The sequence below is a fragment of the Psychrobacter sp. NPDC078929 genome (assembly GCF_050267985.1).
In the GTDB taxonomy this organism is placed as follows: domain Bacteria; phylum Pseudomonadota; class Gammaproteobacteria; order Pseudomonadales; family Moraxellaceae; genus Psychrobacter.
This window is the reverse complement of record NZ_JBNNFX010000003.1, coordinates 78,730-96,906: the sequence shown is the minus strand read 5'-3', so window position 1 is coordinate 96,906 and position 18,177 is coordinate 78,730. Positions and strand designations below refer to the sequence as shown.

The window sequence follows — 18,177 nt, the reverse complement described above, 5'->3', positions numbered from 1 at the left end:
TACCAAAGTAGAGTACATATACAATCCAAAGGCAGCTAGCAAGCTGCCTTTTTTATTTTCTTGGTAATAGTCATGTAACATTCGTTAAAGTCATGTTACGAGTTGAACGCTTGTCTAGGGTTTTGGAAAAGAGTGTGATAATTATTATAACCATTCACACACATTTTCTAATCTTTGCCTTAATTAAAACTTTTCTATAAAAAGGCATCGTCAACTTTTGAGGATATTATCTTTCATGAGTAAATTACCTCGTTCGACTATTTTATTACCAGTCTTTGTACCTGCAGCAATTATTATGCTGCTATTGGTCATTGGTACGGCTATTAATCCTGAAGCAGCGGGTGCTCTGTTTAGTGATGTGCTTAGTTTTACGACTGAGACATTCGGCTGGTTTTATATGCTGGCAGTGGCACTGTTTTTGATGTTCATTATTGTACTGGCGTTTTCGTCTTATGGCAGTATCAAGCTAGGCCCTGATCATGCTGAGGCGGAGTACGGATTCCTTGAATGGTTTGCCATGCTGTTTTCGGCAGGTTACGGGATTGCGCTACTGTTTTATGGGGTAGCGGAACCAGTAATGCACTTTTCTAGTCCGCCAATGTCGGATCCGCAGACTATTGCTGCGGCAAAAGAGGCGATGCAAATAGCGTATTTTCATTGGGGTTTTCATATTTGGGCAATTTATGGTGTCGTTGGTTTATCACTAGCTTATTTTGCGTTTCGTCATGGTTTACCACTATCAATACGTTCGACGCTGTACCCGATTATTGGTGACAGGATTCATGGCCCTATCGGTCATACAGTCGATGTGTTTGCGATATTAGGTACGATGTTTGGTATTGCTACCAGTCTTGGCTTGTCGGTGTCGCAAATTAATGCGGGACTCAATTATCTATTGCCAGATATCATTCCAGTGAATACGACCGTGCAGGTGATTGCCATTGCCTTGGTGACCGCCGCGGCATTGGTATCGGTATTGGCAGGGATGGATAAGGGTGTAAAACGCTTATCTATTTTAAATATGCTATTGGCAACTGCATTAATGCTGTTCGTATTTGTTGTCGGTCCGACCATTTTTATCTTGAATGCCTTTATGGAAAATACGGGTAGCTATCTGGGTAACATCGTTGAACGTACCTTTAGCTTGCAGGCATACGAGAATAGCAATTGGATCGGCAGCTGGACTTTATTTATTTTTGCATGGACGATTGCATGGGCACCTTTCGTAGGTCTGTTTATCGCCAAGATTAGCCGTGGTCGTACTATTCGTGAGTTCGTATTGGGTGTGATGCTAGTACCGACTTTCTTTACATTCTTTTGGTTTTCGGTGTTTGGCGATACCGCACTACATATGATTATGGTCGATGGTTATACCTCATTAATCAATGAAGTACAAAACAACCAAGCGATTGCTTTGTTTAAACTGCTAGAGAATCTACCGTTTACTGAATTTGTGTCGTCGTTGACCATTTTATTGATTATTACTTTTTTTGTGACGTCATCGGATTCTGGATCATTGGTAATTGACTCGCTAGCGGCAGGTGGTCGCAGTGATACACCATGGTGGCAGCGTAGCTTTTGGGTAGTGACTGAAGGTGCTGTCGCAGCAGTATTACTACTTGCAGGTGGTTTAGAAGCCCTACAAACAGCGGCTATCGTTAGTGCGTTACCTTTTGCCATTATTATTCTGATCTCTATGTTTGGTATGTGGCGCGCGTTACGTATCGAAGGCCATCGCAATCAAAGCCTTGGTAATGACAACAGACTGCCGCCGCATTTACTCAAACCGTCTGCATGGCGTGAGCGTATTGATTATATGACCGATAAGCCAACGCGTGAAAAGGTTCTTAGCTATATTAAAGAAGTAGTTATGCCTTCGATGATGGAGGTGTCGTCCAAATTTGCAGAAACCGGCTGGACGACTGAGGTCAACTATGACGCGGTCAATAACCGAGCCGTATTAGAGCTACAGCGTGGTGACGATGTCGAGTTTTGGTATGAGGTGCGCTTATCTGAGCATGATGCGCCTGATTATTATACTGAAGACAGCGCAGATACCTTGCCACAAGAGCACCATCATCGCGCTGAGGTGTATCTACGCCGTGGTGGTCAGACCTATGATTTATACGGCTACAAATCTGAATCAGTGATTAATGACATCATTGATCAGTTTGAGAAGTATTTACATTTCCTTAATGTATCGCCTGATAGCCTACCGTGGCGCATGCAAGAGCATGATGATGACATCACGCTAGAGCAGGGCAGTGTGCTTGATAAATAATGCATGAAATGTATCAAAAATGACCAACGCTTATGCAAGCTATTCACGTTAATCGCTTGCAATAAACGCAGGAATCCTTAGAATAACGGCTTGTTTTCTTTACAAATCAAGCCGTTTTCTTATGTCTATTGATTCTCCCATTTCACCTTCGTCCTCGACTTTGTCTGATCATCCATTGTTGCAGCCATTGAACATAGGTGGCCTGACGATTGAAAATCGTTTGATGGTCGCACCGATGGCAGGCGTGACGGACAACCCTTTTCGTCGATTGTGCAAATCATTTGGCGCAGGTCATGCGGTCAGCGAGATGATCATCGCTGATACGGCGCTTTATGCACGCAAAAAATCCTTGTACCGTGCCAATTTTGACAATGAGATTGCGCCTATCTCGGCACAGATAGCAGGTGCTGAACCGGACAAACTGGCTGAAGCGGCCCGTTATCAAATTGATAATGGTGCGCAGATTATCGATATCAATATGGGCTGTCCGGCCAAGAAGGTCTGTCGTAAGCTGGCAGGTTCTGCATTGTTGCAAGACGAAGATTTGGTCGCGCGTTTGCTAGATGCAACGGTCAATGCCGTTGATGCACCTGTCACGCTAAAGACACGTCTAGGTTTTGAAAATGGTCGTGAAAACATCTTACGAGTCGCCAAGCGTGCTGAGCAGGCAGGCATTGCTGCGATTGCTATTCATGGCCGTACGCGTGAAGACATGTATACAGGCAATGCACGCTATGAGCTAATACGCGAAGTCAAAGAAAGCATCAGTATTCCTGTCATTGCCAATGGCGATATCGATAGCGCACAAAAAGCCCAACACGTGTATGAGATGACAGGCTGTGATGCGGTGATGATTGGGCGTGCTGCACAAGGGCAACCATGGATATTTCGCGATATTGAGCATTTCTTGCGTACTGGCGAGCGTCTAGAGGCACCGAGCGTTAGTGAGATAAAAGAGATCGTACTAGCCCATTTGCAAGAGCTCTATGATTTCTATGGGGAGTACTCAGGCTGCCGTATCGCTCGCAAACATATTGCATGGTATACGACAGGGATTCCAAACTCCAACGCCTTTAGACAGGCGATGTATGGTGAAGAAAGCACCGCTGGGCAATTCAAAGTGGTCGAGACTTTTTTACAGGCACATGAGTCGTAATCGTTTAAATATTGTTTTATAAATCAGTGCTAGTTACTTTTCACAGTACTTTTTACGTCTTGCCTTTCGATAGCTCTTTTATATAACAGCTATGCTTTATCAATTGGTACAGTCTTATGATCAGTATCAGACTGTTTGTCAGGCGCAGGTTTTCTATTTTGCCAAGGGAATCGTCCTTCTAATTCAACCTGTAGCGATAAGCTTAAAAAGGTTCGAATCAGTACGATAAAACCTAGCACCAGTACGCTGCGTAGCGATGGCTCGGTGACGACAGTAGCCACGATATCAGCGGCAATTAGCACCTCTAACCCCAACAATATAGACTTGCCTACGGTCTGTCTGATCTCGACGTAGGTATCATTGTTGAAATGCCCCGACGCTCGAAAAGCTCTATATAAAGCAAGAAATAGCCCAAAAAACATAATGAGGACGCCAATGACTTCGATCATTTTGGCAATTAAGTCGATATAGTGAGTTAGTGTGTCTATCAAAGCAGATACTCCTCATAATAGATTAGAAAAAAGCTTAACACTTAGTACTTAGCACTTAACAATAAGCTAAAAATGTATTTATAAATATTTATGTTGACGACGAAATTTGTAAAAGTCCCGTTAGCTAACGCCCACTATGGTTTTGTTCACTCCATACGACATTTTTTGCTATGCTATAACCGAATACCAATAACTATAGAATAAACGAAAAGGACTTTTTATGGCCAATCTCTCGAAAAAAGCAATCACCAAAGCCGTCAAAGGCAAGAATATTATCATCACAGGCGCTTCAAGTGGTATCGGCGAGCGTACGGCTTTTTTGCTCAGTGAATGCGGCGCGCATGTTATTTTGCTGGCCCGTACTGAAGATAAGCTAAAAATGGTCAAGGAAAATATTGAAACACTTGGCGGCGCGGCCAGTTACTATCCATGTGATCTGACCAATATGGATGAGATTGAAAAAACCAGTGAAAAGATTTTGGCTGATTTTAAGCATGTCGATGTACTAGTCAACAATGCGGGTCGTTCGATTCGCCGTTCAGTGCATGAGTCGGTCAACCGTTTTCATGATTTTGAACGTACCATGGAGATTAATTATTTTGGCGCGGTCAAAATTATTCTTGGTTTCTTGCCAACGATGATTGGTCGTCAAACTGGTCAAATCGTGAACATATCCTCAATTGGGGTATTGGCAAACAGCCCTCGCTTTTCAGCGTATGTCGCGTCAAAGGCGGCTTTAGATGCATTTAGTCGCTGTTTGGCTGCTGAAGTCAAAGGCGATAATATCAAAGTAACCAATATCTTTATGCCACTTGTGCGTACCCCGATGATTGCGCCAACCAAGCTGTATCGTTACATGCCAGCACTGATGCCCGATGAAGCAGCGATGATGGTCGCAAAAGCCATCGTTCATAAGCCAAATAGCATTGCTAGTAATATGGGTAAATTTGCCTCGGCGACTTATTCACTGGTACCAGCCTTTAACGTTGGCGTTCAGTCCATTGGCTATCGTATTTTCCCAAGTTCGACCGCTGCGCAAACGACGGATAGCAAGCCTAACCTTGCTCAGCGCGCCTTTGCCAAAATCCTTCCTGGTGAGCATCACTAGAGTCGATTTATTATTAGCTTTGAATACGATGAAAAAGGATACTACGGTATCCTTTTTTTATGCCATAAAAATATGCTTAAGCAGTATAAGAACCTTCTTCACCGCCAGTATGTGAAAGGCTTAGTTATACGTTAAATAAATCCTTAAAACTTGCACTGTTAGATTTCCTTTGTATCTCTAGTTTTTAATAAGATGAATAATATTCATCTTATGTTTAAATTGTATCGTTTTTATTCATGTTTAGATTTCGGTATGATTCACCTCATACACAGATTTGGTTTTATCTCAGATAAATAAGGTAGCGGATCACCATGAGTAAAGAATTCAATTGTTCAATTAAGCACATTCGTTTTGACGAAAACTATCAGCCTGCAGATAGCACGCGTTTGACGACTAACTTTGCAAATTTGGCACGCGGCGAGCACCGCCAAGAGAACCTACGCAAAACGTTAACCATGATCAATAATCGATTCAATGCATTGGCGCATTGGGATAATCTGACAGCAGATCGTTATTCTGTTGAAGTTGATATCATTTCTGTCGATCTAGATGTTAAAGGCAATGGTCAGACGTTTCCTATTATCGAAACGCTAAAAACAACGATTGTGGATCACAAAGAAAACAAGCGTATCGACGGTATGGTTGGCAACAGCTTCTCATCTTATGTACGTGATTATGACTTTAGTATTGTGTTACCAGAGCATCGCGACAAAAACCTAGCATCCATAACGCCAGATAATTTTGGTGAGTTGCACGGCAAGCTGTTTCAATACTTACTGAATTCAGAAGCTTACAACGCTCACTTTCACAAAAAACCTGTGATTTGCCTGAGCGTGTCAACCAGCAAGACTTACTACCGTACTGTCAATCAGCATCCTGTATTGGGCATTGAGTACAAGCAAGATGAATACTCGTTGACCGACGACTATTTTCATAAAATGGGATTAACGGTACGTTATTTTAAGCCTGAAGGTAGCGCCGCGCCATTAGCATTTTATTTTGCAGGGGACTTGCTCAGTGATTACACCGATCTTGAGCTGATTAGTGCAATTAGTACTATGGAGACCTTTCAGAAGATCTACCGTCCTGAGATTTACAATGCCAACTCAAGCGCTGGACAAGTGTATCAACCTAGCCTGAATTACCAAGATTATTCATTGACGCAAGTGGTCTATGACCGCGCCGAGCGTAGTCAAATGGCAGTGACCCAAGGCAGATTTACTGAGACGCATTTTATTAAGCCGTATCAAACAATCCTTGAGGAATGGGCTGAAAGCTATGATGTAACAGGCGATACTGCTGAAAAAGAAGCTGCTGATAAAGAAACGGCTAGGAAGCAAGCCGCTTAACTGAGCATCACTCATCAACATAATAAAAAATAAATTAATTAGAAGATAACTCGTATGAAACTACTATTACCGACGTCTACTGCTGGCAGCTTACCAAAACCTTCTTGGCTAGCAGAACCAGAGAAAATTTGGTCGCCTTGGGCGTTAGAGGGCGAGCAGTTGCTTGAAGCCAAGCGAGATGCGCTACGCGTTTCATTGCAAGAGCAAAAGCATGCAGGGATTGATATTGTCAGTGATGGCGAGCAGACCCGTCAGCACTTTGTGACTACGTTCATCGAACACCTTGATGGTGTCGACTTTGAGAAGCGTGAGACGGTAAAAATCCGTAATCGCTATGATGCGAGCGTGCCCTCAGTCGTTGGTGCGGTGAGCCGTCCAAAGTCCGTATTCGTTGATGATGCCAAGTTTTTACGTCAGCAAACCGATCAGCCAATTAAATGGGCGCTGCCAGGGCCGATGACGATGATTGATACGTTATATGACGGTCATTATAAAAGCCGTGAAAGATTGGCTTGGGAATTTGCTAAAATCCTGAACCAAGAAGCAAAAGAATTAGAGGCGGCTGGCGTCGATATTATCCAGTTTGATGAGCCTGCATTTAACGTATTCTTTGATGATGTGAACGACTGGGGTATTGCAACTTTAGAGCGTGCTGTTGAAGGTCTAAAATGCGAAACAGCAGTACATATTTGCTACGGCTACGGCATCAAAGCCAATACCGATTGGAAAAAGACACTGGGCTCAGAGTGGCGCGAATATGAAAAAGCGTTCCCTAAACTGCAACAGTCGAAAATCGATATCATCTCACTGGAGTGTCAAAACTCACGTGTACCTATGGATCTGATTGAATTGATTCGTGGTAAAAAAGTGATGGTCGGTGCCATTGATGTGGCAACCAACACTATCGAGACACCGGAAGAGGTGGCAGATACGCTACGCAAAGCGCTACAATTTGTCGATGCTGATAAGCTGTATCCTGCGACCAACTGCGGCATGGCACCTTTGTCTCGCCAAGTCGCACGTGGTAAGCTCGCAGCCTTAAGCGCTGGTGCTCAAATCGTTCGTCAAGAACTGACTGCTTAGAGTTTAGCCGTTTAGGAAATTCTATTTAAAGAATTTCCCTTACAAAACTAAAATTGAAGCACAATTTTTTAACGTTATTTTTTAACGTTTCTCGGGATTGAAGCAATGATTAAAGATAGGATTGACGCGACCGACTTTAGAGATGCCATGTCTTTGCTAACGACTGCGGTCAATGTGGTGACCACAGCAGGTGCAACGGGTATGCATGGGTTTACAGCATCGGCAGTATGTAGTGTCACAGACACACCGCCGACCTTGCTTGTCTGTATGAATCAAACGTCTCGGTCACATGGCTATTTTCTGGAAAACAAGATTTTAAGTGTCAATGTATTAGGCGCGCAACATGAGCAGCTATCCAATGCTTTTGCCTCTAAACTGTGTTCAGAAGAACGGTTTGAATATGGTTCTTGGACACAATTACAAACAGGCGCTCCTGTATTGGAGGATGCCTTAGTCAGCTTTGATTGTGAGATTGAACAAATTCAAGAAGTCGGTACGCATAGTGTCTTTATGTGCCGCGTTGTCGCCATCAATCAGGCTGAGCCACAAGGCGGAACTGATGAAGGGTTGGTTTATTTTAACCGTGCCTATTCTAGAGTAGGGCAAGTGGAACTTATTTAATCTAATACCTATTATTCAACACCTAAGCCTATGGGCTATTGCTCGTGCAATATTGAGCAGTCGTTTAACTATAATAATCATCTCATTAAATCTAAATAAGAAGTAACTATCCTGTGGAATTAATAACTTTTTTAATAATAGGGGCGCTAGCAGGATTTGCTGCGGGGCTATTTGGAGTAGGCGGTGGCACTATTATCGTACCACTGCTATTTATCGTCTTTACGCAAATGGGTTACAGTCCTGACACTATTATGCATTTGGCCTTGGGTACTTCACTGGCGACTATTATCGTTACGTCCATAAGCTCGCTCATGGCGCACAACAAGAAAGGCGCAGTCATGTGGCCTGTCTTTAAAAATCTGACGCCAGGTTTAGCAATAGGCTGCTTTTTAGGAGCAGGGATCGCAGGACAGATATCTGGTTTATATCTGCAGTTGATTGTTGGTGTGTTTTTGCTTTGGGTCGCTTATAAAATGTTTATGGGTGGCAAAAAGAAAGCAAATAACGATGCTGGTAATGTCCATATAGCCTTGCCTTCAAAGCCTAAGCAATTAGCAGCAGGGGCGGGTATCGGTATTGCTTCTGCTATTTTTGGGATTGGCGGTGGTAGCTTAACCGTACCTTATCTCACGCGTTACGGTGTGGTTATGCAAAAAGCCGTTGGAACCTCAGCCGCTTGTGGATTGCCTATCGCGATTGCAGGTGCGCTAGGATTTATGTTCTTTGGCATGCAAGCTCAAGTCGACGTGCCCAATACGATTGGCTTTGTCCATATCTATGCTTTTTTGGGCATTAGTATCATGAGCTTTTTCACCGCCAAGCTAGGCGCAAAAGTTGCTCATGCATTATCGCCACAGTTGCTGAAAAAATGCTTTGCAGTACTGTTAACCCTCGTAGGCTGTTACTTCTTATATAAAGGATTGCTTTAAGTAGTTTTAGATTAGTGGACGCTGTGAAAAGATTCAAGGGCAGGTTTTCAGTTAGCATGCTGACTAGCTACATTCTTAAATTATAGCTAGCCAGTATGCAGTTTTATAGAAGGTATGTTTATTCAGTCCTTTATTTAGCTAAATCACTTAACCAAATACTTGCCATAATATCCAAAATATTCCTATCATCAAGACAGCAATGACGAGCAGTCGTTTTAGCCAATAGGGCAGTAGAGGTTTCTTGTATCCCAAGTCGTTTAATTTACTATCCATACCAGTTTGTAGGCTTTTAAAGTCTTGTTTCTGACTAGCGGCTTTTACGCGGTTTTTTACCAGGGGTTCAGGATTGTCTTCGGTTTCTTGCTCTCTATCAAAGCTAATGGCCTGATTAGGAATGCCTTGTTTATTAGCGATGGTATTGAGCTTCTGTTGTTGCTTTACTTTTAGCTGGGTCTCATAAGCATCAATCCTAGTTTTGGCTTCATCCATACTGATGTTTTCGTCTGCCGCCAACGTTTTGATGGCCATTACCAAGTTGTTTTTTTCGACCATCATGATGACGTCTTTTGGCAACTTGGTATTGACCGGCTTTTTGCTAGGGTCGGGGTTAAACATGGCTGTCCTTATTACGGCGTATGCGTGTGAATGAGTAGTCGCGTTTATTATAACCATTTTACATATAGAGTATTCAAGTTACACACAGAGTATTCAAACAAAAAAATACCGCGATCACATTGCGATCGCGGTATTTTGGTATTTATCTATGATTAGCATTTATGCCAATTTTAATAAATTATAGGTCTTTCCAGCGTTGGATAGATTCTTTGATGACTTCTTTCGCTTCTGCAACATCACCCCAAGATTCAACAACCGTCGTACCAGCTTTTTTCAGGTCTTTGTAATGACTGAAATGGAACTCTAATTGGTTGATCAGCTGCTTTGGTAGGTCTTCTAAGCTGTTGTAAGCATTGCCTGTGTCACGGTCATCAGCAGGGACAACAACGATTTTGTCATCTACTTCACCATCATCAACAAACTTCATCACACCGATAACTTTTGCTTTTAAGAAAATACCAGTCGGTAATGGCTGCTCAGTCAATAGCAATACGTCAAGCTCATCGCCGTCTTCGTCAAGTGTTTGTGGGATGAAACCATAGTTACAAGGTTTGGCAAAAATCTGTGGGTCAATACGATCAAGCTCAAATACGGCCAATTCGCGATTCCACTCAATTTTATGGCTGCTACCAGCTGGGATCTCTACTACTACATTGATGATGCCGCCGTCTACGTCGCCTGCGTCCAAAATTTTGTTAAAATCTGCCATAAAATGCTCCAATTTGCTTTTGTTTTAGATGTTTGAATAAGGGGTTGAGCTAGGGATACAGCAAGGATAATTGCTGCGTCCAATTTGTACTGCATGCGATTATAGCAAGTTTGTACTGAATTTTCTCTTAATATTTAAGTCTAAGCGTGCAAGATATTATGCAAAAAAAGATTATGCAAAAATAGGCTCAGAACTTACTTGGGCGAGATAGCTCGCAACTCAATCAGCCCAGCATGACGCTTGGCGATGTTATCAATAAGTTTTTGAGTGACTGTCTCATAGCTGAATGAATCGCTCATTTGCTGCTCAGTCTGCGCATCTGGCTCTGTTTGCTCTGAATCTGTCTGCATGGCTACAAAGTCAGACAATCGCAACATTTGCATGCCAGCATAGCCACAAGGATTGATGGCGTTAAATGAAGATAGGTCACAATTTAAATTAATCGCAATACCATGGTAGCTAAAGCCATGCTTAATCTTAAAGCCTAGCGAGGCCATTTTGCCCAGCATAATCTTATTATCAAGAGAGTTGTCATCTGTAGAGGTGCTGTCATCTGTTGCAGCAGTATCTGCATATAAGTAGACACCTGGGGCATCACGGCGTGCATGAGCACTGATATTATCACTATTAGATGGTGAGCTACTCAAACAGTCATTGATGACGTCTTCTATCGCTTGCTCAGCATGGGAGACGAGATTGCGTACACTCCATTTGAGACTGTCTAAGTCAAACAACCAATAGATAACCAGCTGCCCATGACCGTGCCATGTCACCTGACCACCGCGATCGGTCTTGATGATAGGCGTATCAGTGCGCTGTAATATGTGCTCTTCTTTGCCTGCCTGTCCAAGTGTATAGACATCGTTATGATCGACAATCCACAATTCATCAGGCGTACGCAGCCCTTGTTGTTTTTTTAGGTCGATACGTTCGAGGGTGCGTGCCAGCATCGCATCGAGAGTAGGGACATAATCGGCCGCTGATAGAGATTTGCTGACAAGCGTATCATTGAGGGGTTGTGTGTCATTTTGCATGAGAGTATCTGTCTTATTATTATCAAGTTTAAAATAAATAATGCTCATCGGTAGTGTAGCAGTTTTGGCGACTATCGCCCAAAGATATATACTGGTGCAATGTCTGTAAATGGCGTAAATGCTAATAATAAACAGCTAGCAATTGATGATGAAATAATAGGTATAGAACAGTGGTAAGTCGCTTATAAAGGTACTGCTAGTACAGACGCAGTAGTCAACCAAAGATGCTGTTCATTGCTCAGTCGATGCGCTACATTAAAGTGTGATGAATGGAATCTGATGAAGTTTATAGTCAGAGTAGGTTATCAAAGAGTGCACCTGACTAGAAAGAAAGATAGAGCCTCTAACCCAATATAGTATAGTGATTACAAACCTTATGACTATTATTATGATTATGACAAGGAAGACAAATGACAGATAGCAACCAAAGCGCCCATGAGCAGCCAGTGACCGAGACCGGTTTTGCGCTGCAGCGTGTGCCTGAAGCACTAAGTACGGCGAAGACTATCGATGAGATGAAAGCGCAATTTGCACGCTTGCAAATGTTAAGCCGTACCCAGCCAATCAATGATTGGGGCACACGTACGACGCAGCTAGACAATCTAGAAGTGATGCTTAGCGATAACCAAGAGAGTTTTGCAAAGGCGATTAGTGCAGACTTTGGCTATCGTAGCCAGTCAGAGACGCAGTTTGCTGAGTTGTTTCCTAGCTTTACCGGTATCAGCCACGCCAAGAAACACGGCAAAAAGTGGATGAAAGCACATCGTGCGCCTATTTCAGCGCTATATATGCCAGCCCATAATGAAATTCAGCCTCAGCCATTGGGTGTGGTCGGTATCATGGTGCCTTGGAACTATCCATTATTTTTAGCAATTGGCCCGATGATTGATGCAATCACCGCAGGCAACCGAATTATGGTCAAAATGAGTGAGGCCGCGCCGCAATTTGCTCAGACGTTTGCTGACGCCATTGCTCGTTATTTTTCGCCAGATATGATCTGTGTGGTGCTCGGTGAAGTTGAGATTGCCGCCGCCTTTAGTGAGCTACCATTTGACCATCTTCTATATACCGGATCGACTGCGGTGGGCAAAAAGGTAATGGCTGCCGCTGCGCCCAATTTAACACCAGTGACGCTTGAGCTTGGTGGTAAATCACCTGTAATCGTACTAGATGATGCCAATCTAGAGTCTGTTGTCAATCGAGTGATGATGGGTAAGACACTAAATGCTGGGCAGACGTGTATTGCTCCAGATTATGTCTTGATTCAGCGTCAATACCATGACCAGTTTATCCAACTCGCAAAAGAGTGGATGACCAAGCATTATCCTGATATCGAAGAAAACCCAGATTATTCTCGCATTATTAATGGTGAGCAGTTCAAACGGGTAAAAGGCTATCTAGATGCGCTAACAGGCGGCGAGTTACATGCGTTAACTGCCGTTGAATCTAATATAGAGACCCGTTTAATGCCGCCAGTCATCGTCAGCGAGCCTGAGCCTGACAGCGACCTCATGCAAAATGAGATTTTTGCCCCGATTTTGCCGCTGATGCATTATGAGACGCTTGATGATGCCATTTACTTTGTGAACTCGCGTCCACGGCCATTGGCACTATATGTGTTTAGTGACAATTACAGCAGTATCGAAAACGTGCGTAACAATACGGTCTCGGGTGGCTTATGTATCAACGAAGTTTTGATACATGTGGCTCAGCACGACTTGCCGTTTGGTGGCGTGGGTGACTCTGGTACTGGTGCGTACCATGGTAAGGCTGGCTTTGAACGTCTCAGCCATATGAAGCCGATTTTTGTCCAAACTAAGCTCAATGGCTTGAATTTATTATTGCCGCCTTATGGTGGACTGTTTAAAAAGGCGATGGCGCTGTTTTTGAAATAACAATTCTTGAGTTAGACATTTTATAGTAGCTATAGAAATTAATAGTGACCTTTTTAATCGATACCATAACCAATAGCACCTATCCAGATAGGTGCTATTTTTTTATCTAAAATACCAATTTACAAATATAGATTTCTAAAATTAAGAGCGACTTTTCATAAGAGCTTTATCAAAATTATCGTAAATTTATCTAATGCGTTAATCGACAAATAAGCGTTTGTCATCACTTCTATAAATCGCTACACTTTGTAGTAAGTCTAAACAACAGTAGATAGTAGCTGAATGGTCTAGAGCCAGCATTGGTAAACTTGATATAGACCTTTCAGCTGTTTTTTAGTTCTATTGTTTTGATAGTGATTTCATGCCGATACAACATAATAATAGGAAAGAGTATGCGCCAATGGATTGCATTAAGCTTACTGTGGATGAGCGCGATACTATTGCCTGTATCGGCGTCTGCAGCCTGCAACTCGCCGATTAAATTTGGGGCGCTAACCTGGGAGAGTGGGCAATTTACCTCCGGCGTACTCAAATATATCGTAGAAGACGGATACGGCTGCACAGTAGAAGAAGTACCAGGAGCAGGGCCTGCACTTGATACAGCGCTCTCACAGAATGACATTCAGGTCATCGGGGAGCAGTGGGTTGGCCGTTCGCCAATCATGGAAAAAGCCATTGAGCAAAATAAAGTGGCCATCATCGGCGATACGCTAAAAGGTGGTGCAACTCAAGGCTGGTATGTCCCGCGATACGTCTTGGAAGAGAATCCAGGACTTCGCAGCTATCAAGATCTGCCTAAATATACGGAGCTATTTAAAGACCCTGAAGATCCTGGTAGATCACGTTTTATGAACTGTCCCTCTGGTTGGACGTGTGAGATTTTTAACACACGTTTGCTAAAAACCACCGGTCTAGACAGCCTTTTCAACAACGCACACCCTGGTACAGGTGCTGCTCTTGATGCCGAAATTGCCTCCGCTTTCGAACAGCATAAGCCACTGTTATTTTACTACTGGCAACCTACTGGGCTAATGGCCAAATATGACCTTGCGCCATTAGAGTTTCCAGCTTATGAGGATGCTTGTTGGCAAAACCTTTTGCTCGCTGATGGTAAGATGGATTGCGTGTCAGGATTCCCAGTATCGCCGTTAGGTATTGCTGTTTCTACTCCATTTATCGAATCCAATCCTGAACTAGCAGCTGTCTTTGAAAAGGTGCAATTTACCTCTGATGAGCTAAACGGTGCTATCTTGGAGATGAGCGAAAGTAAACGCACTGGTGATGAGCAAGCCATGGTGTTTTTGCGTGACAACCCAGAGGTTTGGCAAGCATGGTTATCCGATGAAGCCGCTACCAATCTCGCTACCAAGTTAGGTCTTAGCTCAACGGGTGCTATCTCTACAGAAGCAACTGCATCTAGTATCAATGCGTCAGCGCTCGCATCAAGCTTTCCTTCATGGTCGCTTGAGACCCCACTTAATAATGCTTTAGCAAATGTTGTCCAAAACTATGGCGATGTATTTCGTACTATTAGCACGATGGCGCTTACTTATTTGCTACTACCTATTGAACGATTATTAACGGTTATCCCGCCTTGGCTGATTATTGCATTTGTGACTGTGCTTGGCTGGTTTGGTGTCCGCAAGATTTGGTTTGCGCTGGCATGCGGTGCAGGGCTGTTTTTGATAGGTGCTTTTGGCTTATGGGGCGCACTGATCGATACTTTAGCGCTGCTTATCGTATCGGTACTGGTCACGGTGGTGATTGGTATTCCTATTGGTATCGCTATGTCAGGTAGCAAACTGCTACGCAAGATTGTGACGCCAGTGCTAGATATCATGCAGACCATGCCGAGTTTTGTATATCTCATACCAGTGCTGATGTTGTTTGGTATTGGTAAAGTGCCTGCGTTATTCGCGACCGTGATTTATGCTTTGCCACCCTTGATTCGTCTGACGACATTAGGGATTACGCAAGTCAATCATGAAATGGTTGAGGCAGGACGATCCTTTGGTAGTACCCACCTACAGCTACTTCTCTGGATTAAATTGCCACAAGCGCTGCCCAGTATTATGGCAGGTATCAATCAGGCTGTGATGATGTCACTTGCCATGGTGGTATTGGCTTCAATGATTGGTGCTCCTGGGCTTGGTGAAGATGTATTGCAATCTATCCAAACGCTCAATATCGGTCAAGGTCTACAAGCAGGTACGGCCATCGTTATCGTTGCCATTATCATTGACCGTATTACGCAAGCATTTGGTCAAGGTAAGCGTACCCGTCAAAAAACCATCGAAGCAGGCAGACGTCCGATTGGATAAAAAATTATCTAGTGGTATACGATTGGACCCATGGTAATTGACCGAAGCCCTAATACTAAAAACCACGTGAATAGTGAGAGCACCGATGAATCATATCCAATTAAAAAATATCAGTAAGATTTATAATGCCAGTAGTACGCAAGCACAGTCTGCATTGACATTGCTGGCTGAGGGTATGGATAGCATCAAAGTAAAAGAGCAAACCGGCTATTCAGTTGGTCTGTATGATATCAATCTAGATATCAAGGCAGGCGAGTTGCATTGCATCATGGGTTTATCAGGATCGGGCAAGTCAACGCTGATACGCCATATTAACCGCTTGATAGATCCAACCAGTGGTGAGATATGGGTAGATACTGCTCTGAATAGAGAAGATGCGACTCATACAACGACTGATAGGCAATCAGCGACAGATAATACAAGTACGGTAGTAGAAGAGCGTTCTGCTACGGCTATTAATATTTTAGCGCTCAACGATAAACAGTTGCAGCATTATCGTCAGCAGACCGTCAGTATGGTTTTTCAGCATTTCGGCTTAGTGCCGCATATGACGGTCATACAAAATGTCGCTTATGGTCTGCGTGTCCGAAAAATGAGCGTAAACGAGCGACACGAAACGGCTCGACATTGGCTTAATGAAGTAGGTCTATCCAATTTGGAAAACAGCTACCCTGATGAGCTCTCAGGGGGAATGCAGCAGCGCGTTGGTTTGGCTCGTGCCTTAGCGACGGATAATCCAATTTTGCTAATGGATGAAGCGTTCTCTGCACTTGATCCGCTCATTCGCGCTCAGTTGCAAGACCAACTACTCGAATTACAAGATCGATTGAACAAGACCATTGTATTTATTACCCATGACATCGATGAAGCTGTCAAAGTAGGTCAGCGTATCAGTATGCTAAATGGTGGTCGACTCATACAAACGGGGACGCCAAGCGAGTTGCGGCATAATCCTGCTGATGACTACGTCGAGCAGTTTATGAGTGCAAAATCATAGGTTGTGCTAACCATTTATGAATAGATTGTCTGGATAGACTTATACAATGTTTTTATGAATGGTGTAAATAATCGCAATCATTTTACTGGCTTTTCACTATCATTTTGCTGCAATCAAAAGTGAACTCTGAAATAAATACCAAACTTCGTTATACTGAACGGTTTATCGATGGCTCATAATGAATGAGCGTGTATTGTTTATCGTCCACATATGATGTCGCTTTGTCTATCAAATGACGTTTGTTTCTTATTTTGCACTTTTAAGGCCATAGCATGACCGTTTCTTATGCACCTATTATTACTTCATTGCTTGATAATGATTTGTACAAATTTACGATGTTACAAGCCATGCTGCATCAGTTCCCGCAAACCCATGGTGTTTATCGCTTTCGCTGCCGTAATAACAAAGATGCAGCCTATCCGTTGGCTGATATCCAAAAAGATCTAGAGCAGCAACTAGACAGCTTATGCGAATTGCGATTTTTGCCAGATGAGCTCGAGTACTTGCGTAGCTTACGCTTTATTCGCTCAGATTTCGTTGACTATCTAGAGCTATTTAAGCTAAAGCGTCGTTTTATTACGGTAAGTACAGACGATAAAGGTCGCCTGTTTATCGATATCGAAGGGCCGATGATTCAAGCGATGTTCTTTGAAGTATTTGTACTGGCTATTGTCAATGAGCTGTATTTTAATGCGCTATCTAATGACAGCGTGATTGAAGAAGGACAACGTCGCCTCGATGCAAAAGTAGCGCTATTACATCAATATGCCGAAAAGCAAACCCAGTACGGTCAGTATACACCGCCATTTATCGTCGCTGATTTTGGCACGCGTAGACGCTTTAGTCGACGCTGGCAAGCACACGTAGTGAAAACGTTACATAAAGCCGAGCCAAAGATAGTTGGTGGTACATCAAACGTATATTTGGCCAAGCAATTAGGAATGACGCCAATAGGCACCATGGCGCACGAGTTTATGCAGGCGTTTCAAGCATTAGATGTGCGTCTGCGAGATTCACAAAAGGCCGCGCTTGAAGCGTGGGTGCATGAGTATCGTGGCGACTTAGGTATTGCATTGACAGACGTAGTCGGCATGGATGCGTTCTTACGTGATTTCGATTTGTATTTTGCTAAACTATTCGACGGTCTGCGTCATGATAGCGGCGACCCATATATTTGGGGTGATAAGGCGATTGCCCATTATGAGAAGCTAAAGATAGACCCAAAAACCAAGATTCTAACTTTTAGCGATGGGTTAGATTTAGAGAAGGCGTGGGAGCTGCATCAATACTTTAAAGGTCGCATTAGAACCAGTTTCGGCATCGGCACCAATCTAACCAATGATATGGGCATTACGCCGATTAATATCGTGCTCAAGTTGGTAGAGTGCAATGGTCAGCCAGTTGCAAAGCTGTCTGATAGCCCAGGCAAGACCATGATTAATAACGACACGTATCTTGCCTACCTGCGCCAAGTCTTTGAAGTTGACGAACCAGAATAAACCGAATATCAAACTGTTGCATTGCCAAATGTGCCAAATAAGATTGATGCGCTTGGTTTGACCAATCAGCTGCTATCTAGTGGCTGATT

15 protein-coding genes are annotated in these 18,177 nt (G+C 43.3%); 11 read left to right on the top strand and 4 right to left on the bottom strand.

What is annotated here, in order from left to right; genetic code table 11:
• Window positions 1-235: 235 nt before the first annotated feature.
• Window positions 236-2,281: a BCCT family transporter gene (locus ACQKCG_RS02755; RefSeq protein ID WP_427585045.1), complete on the top strand. Its 2,046-nt coding sequence runs from the start codon at window positions 236-238 to the stop codon at window positions 2,279-2,281.
• 121 nt (window positions 2,282-2,402) lie between these two features.
• A complete protein-coding gene (dusB, locus tag ACQKCG_RS02750; protein ID WP_427585043.1) occupies window positions 2,403-3,437 on the top strand; it encodes a tRNA dihydrouridine synthase DusB in 1,035 nt (344 codons plus the stop codon).
• A gap of 89 nt (window positions 3,438-3,526) precedes the next feature.
• Here the strand turns inward: dusB and ACQKCG_RS02745 are convergent, their stop codons facing one another.
• Window positions 3,527-3,928, bottom strand: a complete 402-nt coding sequence (locus ACQKCG_RS02745) for a DUF1622 domain-containing protein (RefSeq protein ID WP_427585041.1) — start codon at window positions 3,926-3,928, stop codon at window positions 3,527-3,529.
• Between the two features lie 220 nt (window positions 3,929-4,148).
• Here ACQKCG_RS02745 and ACQKCG_RS02740 point away from each other — a divergent pair, with 220 nt between their 5' ends.
• From ACQKCG_RS02740 to ACQKCG_RS02720, 5 genes are all read left to right on the top strand, one after another.
• Window positions 4,149-5,036, top strand: a complete 888-nt coding sequence (locus ACQKCG_RS02740) for an SDR family NAD(P)-dependent oxidoreductase (RefSeq protein ID WP_057759469.1) — start codon at window positions 4,149-4,151, stop codon at window positions 5,034-5,036.
• A gap of 311 nt (window positions 5,037-5,347) precedes the next feature.
• On the top strand, window positions 5,348-6,385 hold the full coding sequence (locus tag ACQKCG_RS02735; protein ID WP_427585040.1) for a DUF1852 domain-containing protein: 1,038 nt from the start codon (window positions 5,348-5,350) through the stop codon (window positions 6,383-6,385).
• 54 nt (window positions 6,386-6,439) lie between these two features.
• Window positions 6,440-7,468 (top strand): methionine synthase, encoded by a 1,029-nt coding sequence (locus tag ACQKCG_RS02730; RefSeq protein WP_427585038.1) that lies wholly within the window; start codon window positions 6,440-6,442, stop codon window positions 7,466-7,468.
• A 105-nt stretch (window positions 7,469-7,573) separates the two neighbouring features.
• Window positions 7,574-8,089, top strand: coding sequence for a flavin reductase (locus ACQKCG_RS02725; protein ID WP_420230432.1), 516 nt, complete (start codon window positions 7,574-7,576; stop codon window positions 8,087-8,089).
• A gap of 113 nt (window positions 8,090-8,202) precedes the next feature.
• Window positions 8,203-9,018, top strand: coding sequence for a sulfite exporter TauE/SafE family protein (locus ACQKCG_RS02720; protein WP_427585036.1), 816 nt, complete (start codon window positions 8,203-8,205; stop codon window positions 9,016-9,018).
• A gap of 147 nt (window positions 9,019-9,165) precedes the next feature.
• Here the strand turns inward: ACQKCG_RS02720 and ACQKCG_RS02715 are convergent, their stop codons facing one another.
• The 3 genes from ACQKCG_RS02715 to lipB all read right to left on the bottom strand — a co-directional run bounded on the left by ACQKCG_RS02715 (window position 9,166) and on the right by lipB (window position 11,376).
• Window positions 9,166-9,633, bottom strand: a complete 468-nt coding sequence (locus ACQKCG_RS02715) for a hypothetical protein (RefSeq protein ID WP_427585035.1) — start codon at window positions 9,631-9,633, stop codon at window positions 9,166-9,168.
• Window positions 9,634-9,811: 178 nt separating this feature from the next.
• A complete protein-coding gene (locus tag ACQKCG_RS02710; RefSeq protein ID WP_057759479.1) occupies window positions 9,812-10,342 on the bottom strand; it encodes an inorganic diphosphatase in 531 nt (176 codons plus the stop codon).
• Window positions 10,343-10,536: 194 nt separating this feature from the next.
• Window positions 10,537-11,376, bottom strand: a complete 840-nt coding sequence (gene lipB, locus ACQKCG_RS02705) for a lipoyl(octanoyl) transferase LipB (protein ID WP_134292504.1) — start codon at window positions 11,374-11,376, stop codon at window positions 10,537-10,539.
• Window positions 11,377-11,786: 410 nt separating this feature from the next.
• On the opposite strand from lipB, the gene ACQKCG_RS02700 reads away from it, so the two are divergent.
• The 4 genes from ACQKCG_RS02700 (at window position 11,787) to pncB (ending at window position 18,088) form a co-directional block, all read left to right on the top strand.
• Window positions 11,787-13,271, top strand: coding sequence for a coniferyl aldehyde dehydrogenase (locus tag ACQKCG_RS02700; RefSeq protein ID WP_427585034.1), 1,485 nt, complete (start codon window positions 11,787-11,789; stop codon window positions 13,269-13,271).
• A gap of 392 nt (window positions 13,272-13,663) precedes the next feature.
• Window positions 13,664-15,592: a glycine betaine ABC transporter substrate-binding protein gene (locus tag ACQKCG_RS02695; protein WP_427585033.1), complete on the top strand. Its 1,929-nt coding sequence runs from the start codon at window positions 13,664-13,666 to the stop codon at window positions 15,590-15,592.
• 85 nt (window positions 15,593-15,677) lie between these two features.
• On the top strand, window positions 15,678-16,589 hold the full coding sequence (locus ACQKCG_RS02690) for an ATP-binding cassette domain-containing protein (protein ID WP_427585032.1): 912 nt from the start codon (window positions 15,678-15,680) through the stop codon (window positions 16,587-16,589).
• Window positions 16,590-16,861: 272 nt separating this feature from the next.
• A complete protein-coding gene (pncB, locus tag ACQKCG_RS02685) occupies window positions 16,862-18,088 on the top strand; it encodes a nicotinate phosphoribosyltransferase (protein WP_201606755.1) in 1,227 nt (408 codons plus the stop codon).
• Window positions 18,089-18,177 lie beyond the last annotated feature (89 nt).

Coding starts and splice junctions, on each gene's coding strand:
- ACQKCG_RS02755 (WP_427585045.1), top strand. CDS start 236: ATGAGTAAATTACCTCGTTCGACTATTTTATTACCAGTCTTTGTACCT.
- dusB (WP_427585043.1), top strand. CDS start 2,403: ATGTCTATTGATTCTCCCATTTCACCTTCGTCCTCGACTTTGTCTGAT.
- ACQKCG_RS02740 (WP_057759469.1), top strand. CDS start 4,149: ATGGCCAATCTCTCGAAAAAAGCAATCACCAAAGCCGTCAAAGGCAAG.
- ACQKCG_RS02735 (WP_427585040.1), top strand. CDS start 5,348: ATGAGTAAAGAATTCAATTGTTCAATTAAGCACATTCGTTTTGACGAA.
- ACQKCG_RS02730 (WP_427585038.1), top strand. CDS start 6,440: ATGAAACTACTATTACCGACGTCTACTGCTGGCAGCTTACCAAAACCT.
- ACQKCG_RS02725 (WP_420230432.1), top strand. CDS start 7,574: ATGATTAAAGATAGGATTGACGCGACCGACTTTAGAGATGCCATGTCT.
- ACQKCG_RS02715 (WP_427585035.1), bottom strand. CDS start 9,633: ATGTTTAACCCCGACCCTAGCAAAAAGCCGGTCAATACCAAGTTGCCA.
- ACQKCG_RS02710 (WP_057759479.1), bottom strand. CDS start 10,342: ATGGCAGATTTTAACAAAATTTTGGACGCAGGCGACGTAGACGGCGGC.
- lipB (WP_134292504.1), bottom strand. CDS start 11,376: ATGCAAAATGACACACAACCCCTCAATGATACGCTTGTCAGCAAATCT.
- ACQKCG_RS02700 (WP_427585034.1), top strand. CDS start 11,787: ATGACAGATAGCAACCAAAGCGCCCATGAGCAGCCAGTGACCGAGACC.
- ACQKCG_RS02695 (WP_427585033.1), top strand. CDS start 13,664: ATGCGCCAATGGATTGCATTAAGCTTACTGTGGATGAGCGCGATACTA.
- ACQKCG_RS02690 (WP_427585032.1), top strand. CDS start 15,678: ATGAATCATATCCAATTAAAAAATATCAGTAAGATTTATAATGCCAGT.
- pncB (WP_201606755.1), top strand. CDS start 16,862: ATGACCGTTTCTTATGCACCTATTATTACTTCATTGCTTGATAATGAT.